This window comes from Actinomycetospora sp. C-140 (assembly GCF_054796175.1).
On sequence record NZ_JBTWNF010000011.1, the window covers coordinates 46,801 to 66,798 of the forward strand.

The window sequence follows — 19,998 nt, forward strand, 5'->3', positions numbered from 1 at the left end:
CGCCGCGCCGGGTGTCGTTGCCTCCACGAGACCGCGTCCCGGAGGAGCTGCCGTGCCCACGCCAGACATCCCGCTCGAGAAGCTGGGTTTCCTCACCCTCGGAACCTTCGACGGCGACGACCCCCTCCCCGGGATGGAGAGCACGCTGCAGGTCGCCGAACTGGGCGAGGAGCTCGGGTTCGACAGCGTCTACCTGCGCCATCGGCACTTCCAGACCGGGATCTCCTCGCCGATCGCGATCATGGCGGCGCTGTCCCAGCGCACGTCACGCATCGCGATGGGCACCGCGGTCACGCCGCTGGGCTGGGAGAACCCGCTGCGCATGGCCGAGGACCTCGCCACCGTCGACATCCTGTCCGGCGGCCGCCTCGAGCCCGGCTTCAGCGTGGGCCCGCCGATCCACTGGGACGACATCAAGGCCGCGCTCTACCCCGACACCGCCGACGTCGAGGACCTCACCTACGAGCGCGTCGCCCGCCTGCTGCGCATGATCCGCGGCGAAGCCGTCAGCACGTTCTCCGGCACCGCGGGCTTCGAGGAGTTCTCCGCGCGGGTCGAGCCGCACGCCCCCGGCCTCGGCGACCGCATCTGGTACGGAGCGGGCAGCAAGCGCTCGACGCAGTGGGCCGCGGAGCAGGGCCTCAACCTGCTCACGAGCAACATCATCAAGCCCGAGGACTCGGACCTCGAGGCCGACGGGAAGTGGGACTTCGCCGCGATCCAGCAGCGCCAGATCGCGCTGTTCAAGGCCCACCACCCCGAGGGCGACGCCGCCCGGGTCTCGCAGGGGCTCGTCGTGATCCCGACCGACTCGGCCACCGCCGAGCAGCGCGCGAAGTACGAGGCCTACGTCGAGAAGCGCACCCCGCGGACGTCGGCGCCGATGGGCCCGCCGGGGCCCGGCCTGCTCGCGGCGCCCGACGTGCTGGGGACCTCCGAGGAGGTCGCCGAGAAGCTCTACGCCGACGCCGCGTTCCGCGAGGTCCGCGAGGTCGTGTTCGCGCTGCCGTTCACCTTCGAGCACGAGGACTACGTGCAGATCCTCACCGACATGGCGACGAAGCTCGGCCCGGCGCTGGGCTGGAAGGCCGCCGCGTAGATGGCCGATCACGCCGACCGGAAAGGTCTGGGCCCGCTGCTCGCGGAGCTGACGGCGCCGGGCGGGGAGTTCGCGATGGTCCCCACCGTCGTCGACGGCGTCCCGATGCGCGTCCACGAGCGCGGACCGCACACCCTGCGCGAGCTCTACCTCGCCACACCCGCGCCCGACGACCGCGTCGCCACGGTCTACGGCGAGGAGCACACCACCTACGGCGAGCACCGGCGCCTCGTCGCGGGCCTCGCGGCGTGGCTGACCGGCGAGCTCGGGCTCCGGCCGGGCGACCGGGTCGCCGTCGCGATGCGCAACGTGCCCGAGTGGACCGTCGCGTTCTGGGCGGCGATCGTCTCCGGCCTCGTGGTCGTGCCGCTCAACGCCTGGTGGACGGGCGACCAGCTGGCCGGTGCTGTCGGGCACGCGGACGCCCGGGTGATCGTGGCCGATCCCGAACGGGTCGCCGCGCTCGCGGGCCGGGCAGGCCTGCCGCCGGTGCTGGCGGTCCGTGGCGACGGGTCGACGGCCGGCGTGCTCGCCTGGGAGGACGTCGTCCGCCCGTCCGACGACCCGTGGCCCGCCGTCGACGTGGCGCCCGACGACGTCGCGACGCTGATCTACACCTCCGGCACCACCGGCGCGCCCAAGGGCGTCGTGAGCACCCATCGCAACCACGTCGCCAACGCGCTCAACGTCGCCTGCTTCGGCCGGGCGAACGCGCTGGCCGCCGCGCGCCGCGGGGAACCGGTCGCCGTGCCGGAGCGACCCGGGACGCTGCTGGCCTACCCGATGTTCCACATCGCCGGGCTCAACGGGCTCTACGGCGCCGTGCTCTCGGGCGCCACGCTCGCGCTGATGCACCACTGGGACCCGGACGAGGCGCTGCGCCTCATCGCGACCGAGCGGCTGACGAACGCCTCGGGCGTGCCCTCGGTGCTGCGCGACGTCGTGGAGCTGGCCGTCGAGCACCCCGTCGAGACGGCCTCGCTGACCCGCGTCGCGATGGGCGGCGCGCCGATCCCGCCGTCGCTGGTGCGCCGGGTGGCCACCGAGCTCTCCGGCCGGGCCTCCGCGGCCAACGGCTACGGCGCCACCGAGACCACGTCCGCGGTCTGCGCCAACACCGGCGCCGACTACGCCGCCCACCCGGACAGCGTCGGGCGGCCCGTCCCCGGCACCGAGCTGCGGATCGTCGACCCGGCGAGCGGTGCCGAGGTGCCCGACGGCGACGTCGGCGAGCTGTGCTTCCGCGGCCCGCAGATCATGCGGGGGTACTGGCACGACCGCGAGGCCACCGCGGCCGTGCTGCACGACGGATGGCTGCGCAGCGGCGACCTCGGCCTGCGCCGCGACGGCTGGGTCCACGTGGTCGACCGCGCCAAGGACGTCGTGGTCCGCGGCGGCGAGAACGTCTACTGCGGCGAGGTCGAGGCCGCGCTGCTCGCCCAGCCGGGCGTGCACGAGGCCGCGGTCGTCGGCGTGCCCCACCCGCGGCTCGGGGAGGACGTGGCGGCCGTGCTCGTCGCCGCCCCGGGCACCACGCCCGACACCGGGGCGCTGCAGGCCGCGCTGGCGACGACGCTGCCCTCCTTCGCCGTGCCGGCCACCGTGCTCTGGCGGGACGACCCGCTCCCCCGGACCGCGACCGGGAAGATCCTCAAGGACACACTGCGCCGCGATCTGGCCGGCTGATCAGACCAGGGGCCGCCCGAGCGCCCGGCGCACGCGCAGGTCGGTGAGCGTCGTCGAGTACGGCGCCTGCCGCACGGGGGCCGGCAGCCGGTGCAGCACGGCCCCCGCCCGCCGCAGGTGCGTCTCGAAGCGGCGCTGGTCGTCGCGGGACCACTCCAGGCCGAGCAGCGACCGGAACGGTTCGTGCAGGAAGCCGGTGGTGACGAACGTGCGCGTCGCCTCCGTGGCGCGGCGCACCGGCTCCGGGAGGAAGTCGCCGCGGATCAGGCGCGCGAAGTACGCCCGCACCGCGTCGTCGATCCGGACGTGGGTGAGCCCGTCGTCCCACGCGCCGTCGAACGCGGCCCGGTCGGCGGGCCACTGCTCGGGACGCATCTGCAGCGTCGTCCCGAGCGTCGCGCACTCCCGGTAGACGTCGTCCGGCAGCCGCATGCCCGGCTCGCCGGCGAGCAGGCCCCAGGTGTCCTCGAACGCCCGGTACAGGCACAGCGCCACCCACCGCTGCAGCTCAGGGTCGAACGCGTCGTAGTCCACCGGGCTGTCCGCCGTCGCGTGGACCTGGGCGTGCGAGCGGCCCACCGCCCGCCGGTAGTCGCGGCGCTCGGCGTCGGTGCCCAGCAGCGCGACGGCGAGGTAGGCGTTGGTCGTCCGGAACCGGTGCAGCGGGTGGAGCATGACGTTGCCGGAGTCGACCCGGCTCTCGGCGACCCCGTGACCGACGCCCGGCCACGACAGCTCCATGATCACGTTGGCGGTCGCCGAGAGCACGACGGGCCCGAGCACGAGGTCCCGGGCCGACCCGGGGATCACAGCCCGTAGGACTTGCCGATGATGTCGCGCTGGATCTCGCTGGTGCCGCCGTAGACCGTGGAGACCACGCTCTGGCGCAGCAGCCGCTCCATCCCGTACTCGGTGGCGTAGCCGTAGCCGCCGAGCATCTGCATGCCCTCGAGCGAGAGGTGCTTGGCCAGCTCGGTCGCCTTGAGCTTGGCCATCGAGGCCTCGCGCGGGAACAGGGCGCCGGGGTTGGCGTCGATGGTGCGCGCGGTGTCGTGCACCAGCAGCTTCGTGGCCGCGAGGTCGGTGGCGTTGTCCGCGATGCGGTGGCGCAGCGCCTGGAAGCTGCCGACCGGCCGGCCGAACTGGTGGCGCTCCTTGACGTAGGCGACCGTGTCGTCGAACGCGCGGCGCGCGAGCCCGAGCATCAACCCGGCGAGGATCATGCGCTCGAGGTTCAGCCCGGCCATGAGCTGGCGCCAGCCTTGCCCCTCGGTGCCGACGACGGCGTCGGCGGGCAGGTGGCAGTCGGTGAAGTAGAGGTCGTTGACCTCCTTGCCGCCCATCGTCTCGATGCCGTGCATCTCGAGGCCGTCGGCGTCGGTGGGCACCATGAACATCGTCAGCCCGTCGTGCTTGCCGCCCTCGGTGGACGTGCGCGCGACCAGCAGGATGTGCTGCGAGATGTGGGCGTTGGAGCACCACGTCTTCTGGCCGTTGACCACCCAGCCGTTCTCGGTCTTCTCGGCCTTGCAGGTCAGGCCGCCGACGTCGGAGCCCGCGCCGGGCTCGGACATCGAGATGGCCAGCAGCTCGCCGTTGACCACGTCGCCCAGCAGCTGCTGCTTCTGCTCCTCGGAGCCGCTGCGCTCCAGGGCCGCCGCGGTGATGATCGTGGTGCCGAAGCCGCCGATCGGGATCTGGTGGTACGAGGTCTCCTCGAGGAAGACGAGCAGGTCGGTCATCGACCCGCCGGAGCCGCCGTAGGCCTCGGGCAGCGCGATGCCCAGCCAGCCCTGGTCGGCCATCTTGCGATAGACCTCCATCGAGTGCGGGCCCTCGGCGGTCAGCTCGTCGCGGCGCGCCTTGTCGGGCACCTCGCGCCGCGCGAACTCGCCGATCGCGTTCGCGAGATCCTGCTGCTCCTCGGTCAGGGTGACGGGCATCGTCGGCCTCCCTCTCTCAGGTTGCGTCGTCCCAGAAGCCGACCGCCTCCAGGTGGGCCACCAGCAGGTCGCGCCCGTCGAGGACGTGACCCTCCATCGCCGCCCGGGCGGTGTCGGCGTCGCCCGACGCGAGCGCGTCGAGCAGCGTGTGGTGCGCCGCCACGGTCGCGGCGCGCCAGGCCTGCCGGTCGGTGTAGAAGCGCGGCGGCAGGTAGTGCGCGGCCCGGCCGACGAGCCAGGCCAGCTTGCGGGCACCGGCCGCACGGTTCAGCGCCGCGTGGAAGCGGTGCTCGGCCTCGGCCAGGGCGAGGTCGCCGGGCTCGCCGTCCTCGATGATCGCGTCGACCTCGCCGGCCAGGGCGCGCAGCCCGGCCACCCCGTCGGCGTCGAGGACAGTCGCCGCCCGGGCGGCGAGCTCGCCGGTCAGCTGCGCCTGGACGGCGAAGAGGTCGACGACGTCGTCGCGGTCCAGCGGCGCCACCACGAACCCGCGCCGCGGCAGCGCCCGCACCATGTCGTCCGCGCGGAGCGCCTGGAGCGCCTCGCGGACCGGCGTGGGGCTGACACCGAGCTCGACGGCGAGACGGTCGGGACGCAGGAACGTGCCCGGGCGCAGGACCCCGGAGAGGATCCGCTCCCGCAGCTGCAGGGCCACCTGCTCGGGCAGCGCCGGCGCGTCCCCGAGCAGAGCCTCGGCACCGGTCACGGCCGTGACGATATCCTATGGGATTTGTCGCGGCCAGCGGCAGCCCGACGCAACGCAGGTGGCGGTCCGCGGGAGAGCACTGCCTTCCCACGACCGCAGCGAGCGAGCGGCGGGTCGCGGCTCAGGCGGGCGCCGGCGCCGGGTCCCGCGACCCGGCCCGGCGCACCAGCCGGTCCGCGGCCAGCGCGCCGACCCCGGAGAGCACCGTGATCACGACCAGGTACGCCGCCGCGCCGGGCATCCCGAGCGGGGAGGCGAGCAGCAGCGTCGTGAAGATCGGGGCGAGGGCGCCGCCGACGATGGAGCCGAGCTGGTAGCCCACCGAGGCGCCGCTGTAGCGGACCTCCGTCGGGTAGCACTCCGCGGCCAGCGCGGCGGACGGCCCCCACATCGGAGCGGACGCCCAGCGCGCCCCGGCCACGGCCAGCGCGATGAGCAGCAGCGAGCCCGACGCCAGCAGCGGCAGGAACGCGGCGGCGACGACGGCGGTGGCGACGCTGCCGACGACGATCGTGCGGGACAGGCCCCAGCGGTCCGCGCCCGCCGAGACCCACAGGATCAGCGGCACCTCGAGCACGGCGACGACGAGCACGATCGCGATCAGCGGCGCCCGCGGCAGCCCGAGGGCGCTCGTCCCGTACTGGATGACGTAGGTCGCGGCCATGTACCCGATGCCGGTGATGCCCGTGAACATCGCGATCCCGCAGAGCACCTGCGGGAAGTGGTGGCGCAGCACCGAGGCGAGCGGCAGCGCCATCGATCCGGCGCGCCGCACGGCCACGAACTCCGAGCTCTCCTCGATCCGCAGCCGGACCCAGAGGCCGACGAGGACCAGCAGCGCGCTGAGCAGGAAGGGGATCCGCCAGCCCCAGGAGCCGAACGCGTCCCGGGGCAGGGCCGCCGCGAGCACGAGGAAGATCGCGTTCGACGCGATGAGCCCGATCGGGACGCCGAGCTGCGGGAAGCTGCCGTAGAAGCCCCGCTTCGACTCCGGGGCGTGCTCCACGGAGATCAGGACCGCGCCGCCCCACTCGCCGCCGACCGCGAAGCCCTGCACGAGGCGCAGCACGACGAGCAGGACCGGCGCGAGCGCCCCGATGGCGGCGTAGGTCGGCAGCACGCCGATGAGCGTGGTGGCGGCGCCCATGGTCACCAGGGTCGTGACGAGGGTGGCCTTGCGGCCGATGCGGTCGCCGAGGTGTCCGAACACCACGCCGCCGATGGGACGCGCGACGAAGCCGACCGCGAACGTCGCGAACGCGGCGAGCGTGCCCGTCAGCGAGGAGACCTGGGGGAAGAACTGCGGCGCGAACACCGTCACGGCCGCCAGGCCGTAGATGTAGAAGTCGTACCACTCGATCGACGTGCCGACGAGGCTCGCCAGCGCGACCTTGCGGACCTCGCGGCCCGACCGCGTCCCGGTCATGACCGACCTCCCTGCGGGGTCGTGGGTCGTCGCCGGGGACGGCCCGCGGCGAGGGCGTGCGAGACGCCGGCGGCGCTGGTCCGCACGAGCGGGGCGAGCACGGACACCGGCGGACGGCCGTGGTGGGCCACCACCGAGAGCGCGGCCACGACCTCGCCGGTGGCGTCGTGGACGGGCGCGGCGATCGAGGTCGCGTCGTCGGTGATCTGGCGCTCGCTGACCGCGTAGCCGCGGGCCCGGGTCGCGGCGAGCGCCTGGCGGATACGGGTCGGATCGGTGAGCGTCCACGGGGTGTGGCGGGTGAACGGCCCGTCGAGGACGCGCTCGACGACGTCGGCCGGGGCGTGGGCGAGGAGCACGAGCCCGACGCCGGTGGCGGTCATGGCCCAGCGCCCGCCGACCCGGGTGAGCACCCCGACGGCCCGGGTGCCGGCCAGGCGCTCGACGTAGACGATCTCGTCGTCCTCGCGCACCGCGAGCTGGACGTTCTCCCGGGTCACGGCGCAGAGGTCCTCGAGGTAGGGCAGCGCCCGCTCCCGCAGGCCCGGGCCGCGCGGGGCGAGCGCGCCGACCTCCCACAGGCGCAGCCCGACCTGGTAGCGGCCGCGGGCGTCGCGCTCGAGCGCACCCCAGGCCTCGAGCTCGGCGACCAGGCGGTGCGCCGTGGACAGCGGCACCCCCGAGCGCCGGGAGATGTCGCTGAGACTGAGCGTCGGGTGCGCGTCGGAGAACGCCTCGAGCAGGCGCAGCGCCCGGGCCACGACCGGTCCCGTGGACGCCCGTTCGATCCCCTCGACGGGCTGCGTGGCCGTCATGACCCCTCCGGTGGCGTCGGCGGCACGGATCCGCGGAGTGTGCGGTCTGTCACGGGCCGTACCCAACGGTGGTTTCCGGATGCCGGAAGCCGCGTTGGCCGCCTCAGGCCTCGTCAGGCCGCCGTCAGCCGCACCGGCACGCTCGCGAAGCCCCGCAGCCAGTTCGAGAGACGGGGCCGCGACGGGCCCGCGGGCTCGAGCCGCGCGACCCGCCGGGCGAGGGCGCCGAGGAGCGCCTCGGCCTCCATCCGCGCGATCACCTGCCCGACGCAGTTGTGCACGCCGGCCCCGAAGGCGGTGTGACCCGCGGCCTTGCGGTGCAGGTCGTAGGCGTCGGGCGCGTCCCACCGGCGCGGGTCGCGGTTCGCCGCACCGAGCATCATCAGCAGCTTCTCGTCGCGTCGGACGACGGTGTCGCCGAGGGCGACCTCGCGGGTCGCCGTCCGCCCGATCACCGGGCTCGGCGTGTGGAGACGCAGGCCCTCCTCGAACGCCGCCCGCGCGAGGCCGGGGTCGGCGCGCAGCTCCGCCCACTGCGCGGGTCGCCGCGCCAGCTCGTGGACCGCCGCACCGAGCGCGAGGATCGTCGTGTCGATCCCGGCCGAGAGGAACGACCGCACGAGCAGCGCCGCGTCGTCGGCCCCGATGTCCCCCGCCTCGGCGTGGGCGTAGATCGCCGCGCCGATCCCGTCGTCGGAGAGCGCGTCGCGCCGCATCTGCCAGGTCACGTACTCGCGGGCCGCGCCCGCCCGGTGCTCGGCGTCGGCCCGCAGCGCGTTGTGGGGGCCCATCGACTCGAAGTTCAGCGCCGCGTAGGGCAGGAGGTGCTCGCGCCCCTCCGGGGCCATGCCGACGGCGTCGGGCAGGACGGTCATCGGGAAACGCTTGGCCAGCGCGATCGCCGCGTCGACCTCGCCGGCCTCCACCGCGTCGTCGACGACCTGCGCGGCGACCGCCGCGAACCGCGTGGCGAGCTCGGCCAGCGCGCGCGGCGCCAGCACGCGGTTCATCACACGGCGCGCGGCGGTGTGCGCGGGCGGGTCCGCGTCGAGGAGCACGCTCGGCGGCCGCCAGCCCTCGCCGCGGCGGATGTCGGCGAGCCCCGTGCCGGCCGCCGACGACCACGTCGACCAGTCCCGGAAGACCGCCGCGACGTCGGCGTGCCGTCCGGCGGCCCACACCCCGTGCGCGGGCAGCCACACGACCGGCGCGGCCTCACGGATCGCCGTGTCGGTCGGCACCGGGTCGGCGAGGACGTCGAGGGCGAACGGGTCCACGTCGAGCTCCACTACTCCTCCTCGTCCTCCGGGGCCACGAGGGCGAGGGCCAGGAGCAGGCGGTCGCGGGCGTCGGACAGGCAGCGGCCGGTGAGCGACTCGAGACGCGCGAGGCGGTACATCACGGTGTTGCGGTGGCAGTAGAGGACGCCGGCCGCGCGGGAGGGCGAGCCGTCGGCGTCGAGGACCGCGCGCAGGGTGCCGAGCAGGGTGTGGCGCTCGCGGGGCGGGAGGTCGAGCAGGCCGCCGAGCGCGGCGCGGCGCAGCCGGGGCGCGAGGTCCGGCGACTCGGCGAGGAGCGCCTCGGGCAGGCGGTCGTCGAGGCTCACCGCGGCGCCCGTCCCCGCCGGCAGCGTGCGGGCCGCGAGCCGCGCCCAGCGGTGGGCGAGGTCGAGCCGGCCCAGGCCGCGCACCGGGGGTGAGACGCCGACCGGCCCCGCCGCCCGCCGGGCCAGCGCGTCGACCACCGCGGGCAGCGCGGCGAGCGCGTCGTCGGTGGGCAGGACGATGCCGACGACCTCCGCGGAGCGCGCGTGCCAGAGCGACGTCGCGACGCCGGCGAGGGCCTCGGCGGGCGCCGGGAGCGGGTCGTCGTCCCCGTCCGCTCCGTCGGGGGTCGGGGCGACCACGCACAGCACCTCGGCGTCCTCGGGCACGTCGAGCAGGCGGGCGGCGTCGCGGGCCACCGCGGGCTCGCGGCCCCGCCCGGCGAGCAGCCCCTCGAGCACCGCCCAGCGCCGACCGAGCTCGAGCCCGCGCAGCCGGGACTCCTCGCGGCGGTAGGCGTCGACGAGCCGGTCGGAGCTCGCGTCGAGGATCCGCCACACGTCGTCGGCGACCACCAGCAGCTCGGCGTCGTGGGCCCCGGCGAACCGGGTGCGCGAGACCGCGCGCATCCGCTCCCACACCAGCCGCCCGCACTGCCGGTAGGCGCGCAGCACCACCTCGAGCGGCACGCCCTGGCGCGCACGGCGTCGCCCGGTGTCGACGGTCAAGGCGCCGGCGTCGACGTCGGGCGGCAGGTCGCCGGCGAGCTGGGTGAGCAGCCGCTCGAGGCTGGCCCGGCACGTCGCCCGCAGGTCGTCGCGGACCGGCACGCCGAGGGCGCCGTAGACGTCCTCCCGCTCGAGGATCCGGGCCGTCAGGCGGTCGGCGAGGTCGTCGACCTCCTCCAGCAGCGCCCGGCAGAGCACCGTGAGGGTGCTGCCGGTGGTGAGGGGGACGGCCACCGCAGCAGCATGCCGTGCCACGCGCTGTGCGGTCCATGTCACATCTTGTGCTCGGCGCCCATAGGAGATCCGGGGATCGCACGACGAAGCTTCCGGGTCATGACGGCCACGGGAGCAGGCGCGCCGGTCGACAGGAGCGCGGTGCGCAAGACCTCGCTGGTGAGCCTGCTCGGCTCGACCATCGAGTGGTACGACTTCTTCATCTACGGGACCGCCGCGGCGCTGGTCCTCAACACCGCCTTCTTCCCGAGCGTCGACCCGTTCATCGGCACGCTCGCCGCCTTCAGCTCGTTCGCCGTCGGGTTCATCGCCCGCCCGGTGGGCGGCATCATCTGGGGCCACTTCGGCGACCGGATCGGGCGGAAGAAGGCGCTGGTGTCGGCGCTGTTCCTCATGGGGGCGTCGACGACGCTCGTGGGCCTGCTGCCGAGCTACGCGACGATCGGTGTCGCGGCGCCGATCCTGCTGTTCGTGCTGCGCATCCTGCAGGGCCTCGCCGTCGGCGGGCAGTGGGGCGGCGCGGTGCTCATCGCCACCGAGTACGCCCCGCCGGACCGGCGCGGGTACTACGGCAGCTTCCCCCAGCTCGGCGTCCCGATCGCGGTCATCGTCTCGAACGGCCTGTTCCTCGCCCTCGAGGCGGGGCTCGGCGAAGAGGCCTTCGAGTCCTGGGGCTGGCGGGTGCCGTTCCTGCTCTCGGTGCTGCTCATCGGCGTCGCCCTCTACGCGCAGCTGCGCCTGGAGGACACGCCGGCCTTCAAGGAGATCCAGGCGCAGGACGCCGGGAAGAAGCGCTCGCCGATCATCGAGGTGCTGCGCTCGCACCCGAAGCAGGTGTTCCTCGCGGCGGGCTCGTTCATCGCGGTCAACGGCGGCTTCTACGTCTTCATCGTCTACGCGCTCTCGTACGGCACGAAGGTGCTCAAGCTGCCCGAGACGACGATGCTCGTCGGGATCCTGGGCTCGAGCGCGGTGAACCTCGCGCTCATCCCGCTGTTCGCGCTGCTCTCCGACCGCATCGGCCGGCGCCCGGTGTACCTCGCCGGCGCGATCGGCACGGTGCTCGCCGCGTTCCCCGTGTTCTGGCTGATCGACACGCGCTCGACGTTCCTGATCTTCCTCGGACTGCTGATCGGCGGGATCGCGAACTCGGCGATGTACGGGCCGCAGGCCGCGCTGTTCGCGGAGCTGTTCAGCGCCGAGGTGCGCTACTCGGGCGCGTCGCTGGGCTACCAGATCGGCGCGGTCCTCGGCGGCGGGCTCGCCCCGCTGATCGCCGCCTCGCTGTACGAGGCGACGGGCACCTCGGCGTCGGTCTCGGCGTACCTGCTGGTCATGGGCGTGATCACGGCCGTCTGCGCGTACCTGCTGCACGAGACGCACAAGCCCCGCGACCGGGCCGCCGTCCACGAGCGTTCGGCGACCGCCGGCGACTAGCGCTTCGGGGGCTTGCCGCGCCAGGCGAGCGACCGCGCGTCGAGCTCCCGCAGCAGCGTGTCGCCCTCGGCCAGGAGCCGCTCCCCCCGCGCCACGGCGTGGGCGAGGCGGTCGTCGTCGAGCCGGCGGTACGCCGCACCCCGGCCGCGCCCGAGGACGTCGTACCAGCATCCGCCGACGGCATCGTCGAGGAGCACCCGGCCGAAGCAGTGGTCGAGGCGCAGGCTCCACCGCTCCCGCGCGGCCGTGGCCGGGAGTTCTTCGTCGACGAGCTCGCGGTAGCGCGCGAGCAGCGCGTCGCGGTCGGCCATGGTCACGGGCTACCCCGGCGTGGACCGGGTTACTGGCTGGTATCTCTCGCCGAGCGAGCGATACCAGCCAGTAACACCTCGACACAAACCCCGGCCGGGGCACGGCGCACGGGTCGAGCGACGTCGCAACGGGCACGCTCGGAGATGACCGCGACGACGACGGTGCCCGCCCTCCCTCCCCCTGAGCCCTCGCCGGACCCGGAGCGCGTGCGGCAGAGCGGGCCGGACGGCGTCACGCTGCCGATCCCGTGGCTCGGCACCATCGAGATCTCGAAGCCCGAGCTGGCCTACGTCGGCGGCATCGCCGGCCTCGCCGCGCTCGGCGTCCTCGAGTGGCCCATCGCGCTCGTCATCGCGGGCGGGCACGTGCTCGCCGCCGACCGCTCCAGCAAGACCGTGCGGGACCTCGGCGACGCGATGACGGCGGCGTGACGAGGCTACTGGCTGGTATCCCTCGCCAGCTGAGGGATACCAGCCAGTAGGCCGAGATCGTCGCCGGTCGCAGGCTCACGCAGCCGTGACGGCGTCGGCGGCGAGCATGCGGCGCACCACGTTCACCAGGTAGTCGGGCGTCTCCTGCAGGTCGTACCAGGACACGCGGATCACCCGCCAACCCCCGATGACGACCTCGTTCTGGCGCAGCCCGTCGCGCCGGAAGCGGTCGACGTCGCGGTGGAAGGCCCAGCCGTCGATCTCGATCGCGACGCGGTGCTCCGGGAACGCGATGTCGAGGACGACGCGACCGAAGCCCGGGAGGACCACCGGGAGGTTCGCCGTCCACCCGGTGACGCGGGCCCGGGTCAGGCGGCGGGCGGCATCGCGTTCCGCCTCCGACCGTGCCTCACCCTCGGCGAGCGCGACCAGCCGGCGCGCGAGCACGACGCCGTGCCGCCGGCCCATCTCCTCGAGCGCCTTGCGCAGCGCCTCCACCGCCACGCGATCCTGCTGGAGGGCCCGGTCGAGCAGACGGGCGCCTTCGACCAGCCCGAGCGACGTCGCCGCTTCGAGCGCGGCGGCGGCGCGGTGCGCGACCCACACGCCGTCGACCCTGACCCGGCCCGAGAGACCGATCGCCCGGCGCACCGCGCGGATCCCGGGAGGCGGGCAGTGCCCTCCGGCCGGGCCCACCGCGATCGCGATCGTCTCCACCGGGCGGTCAGTGAGGTTCCACCAGACGGCCGCGGCATGGCCGATGAGGGTGGCCGCGTCGCCGGCCCAGAGCGCGGCGGCACGCAGGGTGGCGCGAGGGGTCAGGACGTGCGTGGCGGTGAGGTAGACGCGGGGACGGACGGCGAGCCACTCCCCGGACGCGACCCGCCTGTCGATGGCGGCGGGTGACATGCCGAGGTCGCGGGCCTGGTCGTGACGGATCAAGCCGTCCTGGGTGCGAACGAGGTCGAGGAGCTCCATACCGGGTTCGACGCAGCAGTCCGGCCCGGGCTCCATCGAACGCGCGAGCACCGTGCCGGTCCGTCGTTACTGGCTGGTATCCCTCTCCTGGCGAGGGATACCAGCCAGTAACCGCACCACGCCGGCCGCGGCACGCGTCGCGAGCCGTCACACCGCGGTCGGGTTGCCCTCGTGAACCCCTCACGCCGGCGTCGGGACGCCCTCGCCACCCGAGCGGAGCTCCGCCCGCAGGCGCTTCGCCGCGTCCGCCAGGGACCGCATCTTCCCGTACGCCGACTCCCGCGGCAGGTACTTCAGGCCGCAGTCGGGGGCGAGGACGAGGTTCTCGGGCGCCATGACGTCGAGCGCCCGCCGCGCCCGGGACGCGACGACGCCCGGGCTCTCGACGGCCGGGTCCGAGAGGTCGAGCACGCCCAGGATGATCGTCTTGTCGGTGAGGTCGCTCAGCACGCCGAGGTCGAGGCCGGACTGCGCGGTCTCGATGGAGATCTGCTTGACCGGGGTGCCGGCGAGCTCGGGCAGGAACGAGTAGCCCTCGGGCCGCTCGTGGATGATCGCGGCGTAGCCGAAGCAGATGTGCACCGCGGTGGTGCCCGTGATGCCGTCGAGCGCGGCGTTCAGCGCCTCGAGTCCGTACGCGCGGGCGGCGTCGGGGCGGGCCTGCATGTACGGCTCGTCGATCTGCACGACGTCGGCGCCCGCGGCGAACAGGTCGCGCACCTCGGCGTTGACCGCCGCGGCGTAGGCCATCGCCGCCGCGCCCGGGTCGCCGTAGTGGTCGTCCTGGGCCTGCTGGGACATCGTGAACGGCCCCGGCACGGTCATCTTGATCGTGCGGTCGGTCGCCGAGCGCAGGAAGTGCAGGTCGTCGAGCTGGATCGGCACGGACCGCTCGATCGGCCCGGTGATCCGCGGGACCGGGTTGGGGTGCCCGCTGCGGTCGAGGGCGGTGCCCGGGTTGTCGACGTCGACGCCGCCGAGGGCCGTCGCGAAGTGGTTCGAGTAGCTCTCGCGCCGGATCTCGCCGTCGGTGACGATGTCGAGCCCCGCGCGCTCCTGCGCCCGGATCGCGAGCACGGTCGCGTCGTCCTGGGCCTGCTCGAGGAACTCCGGCGCCGGGCGCCACAGCTCCTTCGCGCGCACCCGCGGCGGGAACCGGTCGGCGAGCCGGGCCCGGTCGATGAGCCAGTCGGGCTGGGCGTAGCTGCCGACGAGCGAGGTCGGCAGGATCTCCGCGGTCATGCGGGCTGCAGCACGAAGTCGTAGGCGGCCTCGCACCACGGGACGTCGCTGTGACCCCCGTCGGGTGTGGGGCCCGGATCCCGCTCGACGAAGGACACGACGAGCTCGCGCTTCACGCCGAACACGACGTCGCTGTCGAGGTACTGCGCGCCCTCCCGGAACAGGTGGGTGATCAGCGGCTCGAAGCCGGGCACGTTGAGCAGGAAGTGCACGTGCGCGGGCCGGTAGTGGCTGATGTCGGTCTGGTGGATGAGGTTCCCGACCGGCCCGTCCATGGGGATCGCGTAGCCGAGCGGGGCGATCGTGCGCACGCAGTACGTGCCGTCCTCGCGCGAGGTGTACTTGGCGCGCAGGCGCGCCTCGTCGACCGGGAGCTGCGACTCGTACGCGCCGTCGTCGTCGGCCTGCCACACGTCGAGCACCGCGCCGGGCACGGACGTGCCGTCGAGCGAGCGCACGGTGCCGTGGACGTAGAGCGGCGTGCCGCTGATGCCCTCGGACATGTCGGCGCCGTACCCCAGCTCCGGCGAGCCCTCGATGTGGAACGGTCCGAGCACCGTCGCGGGCGTCGCGCCCTCGGCGAAGCGGTGGTTCTGCTGCACGACGAGCATGGAGAGCCCCAGCACGTCGGAGGCGAGGATGAACTCCTCGCGCTTGTCGTCGCTGATCTGGCCGGTGTCGGTGAGCCAGCGGATGGCCGCCATCCACTCGGCCTCGGTCAGCTGCGTCTCGCGCGCGAACGCGTGCAGGTGGCGGACGAGCGCGCTCATCAGCTCGGCGACCCGCGGGTCGTGCGCCGTGGCCCATCGTTCGGCCGCGACGTCGGTGATCGTGTCCTCGGTGACGACGGTGGGGGTGACCGGGTGCGCCATCGCGCCCTCCTCTAGAGGCTTTCCGGGACGTACGGATCAGGATCGACCGGCCGGTTGTTCAGGTCCACCGACAGGAAGATGTCGTTCGCGACGGGGTGGCGCAGCTCCTCGGCGAGCTGGCCGATGAGCCCGGCGGTGCGGGCGAGCAGGGCGAACGCCCGCAGCAGCTCGAGCGGCAGCCCGAGATCGGCGAGCGCCGCCCCGCACACCCCGGCGCCGTTGAGCGGCAGGGTCTTCCCGAGCACCTCCGGGTGCACCCGCCCGATCGCGGCGAACAGCGCCAGGTGCGGGCCGGTGACCCCCTCCTCGGCGGCGATCGCCATGAGCCGCGGCGTGCGGGGGTCGCCGTCCTTGTGGACGTGGTGCCCGAGGCCGGGGACGAACTTCTTGGCCTCGCGCTGCGTACGGACCGTCTCGAGCGCGAGCGCGTCCCACCCGGCGTCGTCGGTCGGCAGCGTCTCCTGGGCCGTCAGCACGTCGTGCAGGAACCGCCCGCAGTCCTCGGTGACGCCGAGGAACCGCGAGCCGCCGGCGAGCAGGCCCGCGGCGAGCGCGCCCTGCACCGAGTCGGGCGCGGACAGGTGGGCGAGGCGGCTGATGATCGCGGTGGGCGTGTAGCCGTGGTCGGCCAGCGCCGCGAGCACGGCCTCGAACACGCGGGTCTCGCCGGGCGACGGACGCCGCTGCGTGGCCAGCCAGAACGCCAGCTCGCCGAACCCGACCTCGCCCATGACGTCGTTCGCGAGGTCGTGCCCGAGCAGGGTGATCGCGTCCTTGGACGAGGCGCCGAGCGCGGTGGGGTACTCAGTCATGGCTGCTCAGCCACTTCCGCAGCTCGGCGCCGTGCTCGTCGAGCTCCGGCGGCGGCAGCTCGTAGGTCACCGGGGTGGCCGAGAAGCGGATCGGGTGGCGCGTCGTCGGCACCGCGCGGTCGCCCTCGCCCACCTCCACCACCGGCTCGAGCCCGAAGCGCTCGGCGATGGCGAAGCCGCCCGCGACGGAGTTGATCGGCCCGCACGGCACCCCGGCCGCGACGAGGAGGTCGAACCATTCCTCGGCGCCCTTGGCCGACAGGGCCTCGACGAGGATCGGCTTGAGCTCCTCGCGGTGCTCGGTGCGGTCGGCGTTGCGCACGAAGCGCGGGTCGTCGGCGAGCTCGGGACGACCCAGCACCTGCACGAGCTTGCGGAACAGCCCGTCGTTGGCGGCCGCGATGACCATGGGGTTGTCCGCGGTGGGCAGCGGCTCGTAGGGCACCACGCTGGGGTGCGCGTTGCCCATGCGCGTCGGGACGACGCCGCCGGCGGCGTAGGCCGAGCTCTGGTTGACCATCCCCGACATCGCCGAGGCGAGCAGGGAGAGCTCGACGTGCTGCCCCCGGCCGGTCGCGTCGCGGTGGCGCAGCGCGGCGAGGATGCCGATCAGCGCGTCCTTGCCCGCCATCACGTCGAAGATCGAGATGCCGGCGCGGTAGGGCGGGCCGTCGGCGTCGCCGGTGAGGCTCATCAGGCCGGAGACGGCCTGGACCATGAGGTCGTAGCCCGGGACGTGCGCGCCCTTGGTCGAGCCGAAGCCGGAGATCGAGGCGTAGACGAGGCCGGGGTTGTCGGCGGCGACCGAGGCGTAGTCGAGGCCGTACTTCGCCATCCCGCCCGGACGGAGGTTCTCGATGAGGACGTCGGCCCGGCGCGCGAGCTCCCTGGCCACGGCGACGTCGTCCTCGTCGCGCAGGTCGAGCGCGATCGAGCGCTTCCCGCGGTTGATCCCGAGGTAGTAGGTCGACGTCTCGTCGCGGGTCGGCGGCATCCACGTGCGGGTCTCGTCGCCCTGCGGCGACTCGACCTTCACGACCTCGGCGCCCAGGTCCGCCAGCAGCATCGTCGCGTACGGCCCCGCGAGGACCCGCGAGAAGTCGGCGACCAGCAACCCGGTCAGCGGCCCGCCTCCGGCCTCGGCCATGCACCCTCCTGTTCCGTCATGCGGACGACTGTCCGTCATCCGATCGAAGCCCTCCGTGCCCGCGGGTGTCAACCCGGGTCACGAGGCGGGCACGGTGACCTTCGGCAGCGTCGCTCGCCGGGCGAAGTCGGCGCTGATGTCCCCCGCCGCCTGGAGCAGCAGGGGCAGGTGGTGCTCGAGGAGGTAGCCGACGGACGTCTCGGCGGCGTGGCAGTTGACGTTCACGCCGGCGATCACCCGGCCCTCGCCGTCGCGCAGCGGCGCGGCGACCGACCGGATGCCCGGCGCGAGCTGCTCGTCGGTGAGCGCCCAGCCGCGGGCGCGGACCTCGCGCAGGGCGGCGTCACGCTCGTCGCGGGCGGGCTGCCAGCGCGGCGTCAGCCCGGAACGCGTCGGCTCGGCGAGGACGCGCTCGAGCTCGTCGGGCGGCAGCGCCGCGAGCTGGACCTTGCCGAGCGACGTGGGCAGCGCCGGGAACCGCGTCCCGATCTGCACGGTCAGCGCGACGATCTTCGGCACGGCGACGCGGGCGACGTAGACGATGTCGGAGCCGTCGAGCTGGGCGACCGAGCACGACTCCCCCGTGCGGGCCACGAGCCGCTCGAGGTGCGGGCGCGCGATCTCCCACAGGCCGAGCGCGTCGACGTACGCCACGCCGAGCTCGAGCACGCGGGGCGTCAGCGTGAAGCCCCGCTCGCCGGCGCGGACGTAGCCGAGCTCGGTGAGCGTGAGCAGGATGCGCCGCGCGGTCGGGCGGGCGAGCCCGGTCGCCGCGGCGACCTCGGCCAGGGCCATCTCGGGACGGGTGGCGCCGAAGGCGGTGATGACGTCCAGGCCGCGGGCCAGGGACTCGATGAAGTCCGGTCCCGCACCGTCGCGCGGCATCGGCCACCACCCTCCTGCACCCGCCCGGCATCGACAGCGTCCGGATCGCCGGGAGCGTAACCGCCGTGACCGCCTGGCGGACAGCTCCGTTCCCACCCGGTCGGGCGGACGGCACCGAGGGTTTCGTTGACAGCTACACCATCGCTGCACGACAGTGACCGGCATCATCTGACCGTCAGCCGGACGGTCGTCCGTTCTCTGCGAGGACGAGGAGCGTCTCCATGAGCCAGTCCCCGGGCCCCGTCGTCCTGCGCGGCGGCACCGTGCTCACCGTCGACGGCGACCACTCCCTGCTCGAGGGCCACGACGTCCTGGTCGTCGACGGGCGGATCGCCGCCGTCGGCGTCGGCCTCGAGGTCCCGGAGGGCACCGAGGAGATCGACGCCACGGGTGGCGTCGTCATGCCCGGCATGATCGACACCCACCGCCACATGTGGCAGACCGCGCTGCGCGGCTACGGCGCCGACTGGACGCTGACCCAGTACTTCGTCTGGAACTACCTCGAGCACGGGCGGAAGTTCCGGCCCGAGGACATCCACGCCGGCGACCTGCTCGCGGCCCTCGAGGCGGTCGAGGCGGGCGTGACCACCTGCGTCGACTGGTCCCACAACCTGCAGACCGCCGACCACGCGAACGCGGCGATCGACGCCCTCGCCGCCGTGCCCGGGCGTTTCGTGCTGGCCTACGGCAACATCCAGGACGCGCCCGCGAACTGGACCGCCGACCGGGGGTTCCGCGACGTCCTCGAGCGGCGCCGCGGCGACGTCGACGGGTTCCAGCTCGCGTTCGACGTCACCGGTGACCCGACGTTCCCGGAGAAGCCGGCCTTCGAGGTGGCCCGCGAGCTCGGCCTGCCCGTGACCACCCACGCCGGCGTGTGGGGCGCGACCAACGACGACGGCATCCGCCTCATGCACGAGCACGGGTTCATGGGCCCGGAGACGGTCTACGTCCACGCCGCGACGCTGTCCGCCGACTCCTACCACCGGATGGCGGCCACCGGCGGCTCGGTGTCGGTGTCGACCGAGAGCGAGCAGAGCGCGGGCCAGGGCTACCCGCCCTCCTGGGTGCTGCGCACCCACGCCATCCCGATGTCCCTGTCGATGGACACCTCGATGTGGTGGAGCGGTGACCTCTTCTCCGCCATGCGCTCCACCCTGTCCGCCGACCGCTCCCGCGAGCACCTCGAGGCCCACGCCAAGGGCGAGACCGTCACCCACCACGCCCTGCGCGCCGAGCACGTCGTCGACATGGCCACGATGGGCGGCGCCCGCGCGCTGGGCCGCGAGGCCGACCTCGGCAGCATCGAGGTGGGCAAGCAGGCCGACCTGGTGCTGATCCGCAACGAGCACTCGCCCGTCGGGTTCCCGATCCTCAACCCGTACGGCCACGTCGTGTTCCAGGCCCAGCGCGGCGACGTCGAGGCCGTGCTGGTGGGCGGCCGCGTCGTCAAGCGCGACCACCGCCTGGTCGACGTCGACCTCGCCGCCGCCCGCCGGGCCGTCGAGCAGACCGTCGAGCACCTGCGCGGCGAGCTCGGCGAGGAGGCCTGGCAGCAGGGCATGAACCCCGACGTCCCCGAGACCAAGGTCCTCGACAACCCGTACACCTACACCGACTACCGCTCCGCCACGACGCACGGCGCCTGACCCCCCCTCGGGGCGCCGTGGCCCCGGAGCGGGGGTCACCCTCGCTGCGTCG

General features: G+C 74.1%; 19 protein-coding genes. 5 read left to right on the top strand and 14 right to left on the bottom strand.

Translation table 11 applies throughout. The features are described from left to right. Positions 1-52 precede the first annotated feature (52 nt). A complete protein-coding gene (locus ACR9E3_RS18770; RefSeq protein WP_460382030.1) occupies positions 53-1,099 on the top strand; it encodes an LLM class flavin-dependent oxidoreductase in 1,047 nt (348 codons plus the stop codon). Then, positions 1,100-2,785, top strand: a complete 1,686-nt coding sequence (locus ACR9E3_RS18775; protein WP_460382031.1) for a class I adenylate-forming enzyme family protein — start codon at positions 1,100-1,102, stop codon at positions 2,783-2,785. On the opposite strand, the gene ACR9E3_RS18780 is transcribed toward ACR9E3_RS18775, so the two are convergent. The 7 genes from ACR9E3_RS18780 to ACR9E3_RS18810 form a co-directional block, all read right to left on the bottom strand. Next, complete coding sequence (locus ACR9E3_RS18780) at positions 2,786-3,595, bottom strand: oxygenase MpaB family protein (protein ID WP_460382032.1); 810 nt, start codon at positions 3,593-3,595, stop codon at positions 2,786-2,788. It lies immediately after the preceding gene. Continuing rightward, the gene (locus tag ACR9E3_RS18785) at positions 3,592-4,728 is read right to left on the bottom strand and encodes an acyl-CoA dehydrogenase family protein (protein ID WP_460382033.1); all 1,137 of its coding nucleotides are present in this window, start codon (positions 4,726-4,728) and stop codon (positions 3,592-3,594) included. Before ACR9E3_RS18785 ends, ACR9E3_RS18780 begins: the two co-directional genes overlap by 4 nt. Before the next feature lie 16 nt (positions 4,729-4,744). After that, positions 4,745-5,434, bottom strand: a complete 690-nt coding sequence (locus tag ACR9E3_RS18790) for a GntR family transcriptional regulator (RefSeq protein ID WP_460382034.1) — start codon at positions 5,432-5,434, stop codon at positions 4,745-4,747. 121 nt (positions 5,435-5,555) lie between these two features. Beyond that, positions 5,556-6,860, bottom strand: coding sequence for an MFS transporter (locus ACR9E3_RS18795; RefSeq protein WP_460382035.1), 1,305 nt, complete (start codon positions 6,858-6,860; stop codon positions 5,556-5,558). Then, positions 6,857-7,675, bottom strand: coding sequence for an IclR family transcriptional regulator (locus ACR9E3_RS18800; RefSeq protein ID WP_460382036.1), 819 nt, complete (start codon positions 7,673-7,675; stop codon positions 6,857-6,859). The genes ACR9E3_RS18795 and ACR9E3_RS18800 overlap by 4 nt, the downstream gene beginning before the upstream one ends. A 113-nt stretch (positions 7,676-7,788) precedes the next feature. Next, positions 7,789-8,964 carry a cytochrome P450 gene (locus ACR9E3_RS18805; RefSeq protein WP_460382037.1) on the bottom strand — a complete coding sequence of 392 codons (1,176 nt, stop codon included), beginning with the start codon at positions 8,962-8,964 and terminating at the stop codon, positions 7,789-7,791. After that, entirely contained in the window at positions 8,964-10,181 is a 1,218-nt protein-coding gene (locus tag ACR9E3_RS18810; RefSeq protein WP_460382038.1) for a PucR family transcriptional regulator, read from the bottom strand. The genes ACR9E3_RS18805 and ACR9E3_RS18810 overlap by 1 nt, the downstream gene beginning before the upstream one ends. A gap of 99 nt (positions 10,182-10,280) precedes the next feature. Here ACR9E3_RS18810 and ACR9E3_RS18815 point away from each other — a divergent pair, with 99 nt between their 5' ends. Next, positions 10,281-11,618 (top strand): MFS transporter, encoded by a 1,338-nt coding sequence (locus ACR9E3_RS18815; protein ID WP_460382039.1) that lies wholly within the window; start codon positions 10,281-10,283, stop codon positions 11,616-11,618. Here the strand turns inward: ACR9E3_RS18815 and ACR9E3_RS18820 are convergent. Beyond that, positions 11,615-11,929, bottom strand: coding sequence for a hypothetical protein (locus ACR9E3_RS18820; protein ID WP_460382040.1), 315 nt, complete (start codon positions 11,927-11,929; stop codon positions 11,615-11,617). The genes ACR9E3_RS18815 and ACR9E3_RS18820 overlap by 4 nt on opposite strands. A gap of 144 nt (positions 11,930-12,073) precedes the next feature. Here ACR9E3_RS18820 and ACR9E3_RS18825 point away from each other — a divergent pair, with 144 nt between their 5' ends. Further along, a complete protein-coding gene (locus tag ACR9E3_RS18825) occupies positions 12,074-12,361 on the top strand; it encodes a hypothetical protein (protein WP_460382041.1) in 288 nt (95 codons plus the stop codon). A 75-nt stretch (positions 12,362-12,436) separates the two neighbouring features. On the opposite strand, the gene ACR9E3_RS18830 is transcribed toward ACR9E3_RS18825, so the two are convergent. From ACR9E3_RS18830 to ACR9E3_RS18855, 6 genes are all read right to left on the bottom strand, one after another. After that, entirely contained in the window at positions 12,437-13,390 is a 954-nt protein-coding gene (locus ACR9E3_RS18830; protein WP_460382042.1) for a type IV toxin-antitoxin system AbiEi family antitoxin domain-containing protein, read from the bottom strand. A gap of 129 nt (positions 13,391-13,519) precedes the next feature. Next, positions 13,520-14,581 carry a uroporphyrinogen decarboxylase family protein gene (locus ACR9E3_RS18835; protein ID WP_460382043.1) on the bottom strand — a complete coding sequence of 354 codons (1,062 nt, stop codon included), beginning with the start codon at positions 14,579-14,581 and terminating at the stop codon, positions 13,520-13,522. After that, complete coding sequence (locus ACR9E3_RS18840; protein ID WP_460382044.1) at positions 14,578-15,453, bottom strand: dioxygenase family protein; 876 nt, start codon at positions 15,451-15,453, stop codon at positions 14,578-14,580. Before ACR9E3_RS18840 ends, ACR9E3_RS18835 begins: the two co-directional genes overlap by 4 nt. A gap of 11 nt (positions 15,454-15,464) precedes the next feature. After that, positions 15,465-16,265: a citryl-CoA lyase gene (locus tag ACR9E3_RS18845; protein WP_460382045.1), complete on the bottom strand. Its 801-nt coding sequence runs from the start codon at positions 16,263-16,265 to the stop codon at positions 15,465-15,467. Then, positions 16,258-17,412, bottom strand: coding sequence for a CaiB/BaiF CoA transferase family protein (locus tag ACR9E3_RS18850; RefSeq protein WP_460382046.1), 1,155 nt, complete (start codon positions 17,410-17,412; stop codon positions 16,258-16,260). Before ACR9E3_RS18850 ends, ACR9E3_RS18845 begins: the two co-directional genes overlap by 8 nt. Positions 17,413-17,490: 78 nt before the next feature. Then, positions 17,491-18,297 carry an IclR family transcriptional regulator domain-containing protein gene (locus ACR9E3_RS18855; protein WP_460382047.1) on the bottom strand — a complete coding sequence of 269 codons (807 nt, stop codon included), beginning with the start codon at positions 18,295-18,297 and terminating at the stop codon, positions 17,491-17,493. Positions 18,298-18,518: 221 nt separating this feature from the next. Between ACR9E3_RS18855 and ACR9E3_RS18860 the strand changes: the two genes are divergently transcribed. Next, positions 18,519-19,946 carry an amidohydrolase family protein gene (locus ACR9E3_RS18860; RefSeq protein ID WP_460382048.1) on the top strand — a complete coding sequence of 476 codons (1,428 nt, stop codon included), beginning with the start codon at positions 18,519-18,521 and terminating at the stop codon, positions 19,944-19,946. Positions 19,947-19,998 lie beyond the last annotated feature (52 nt).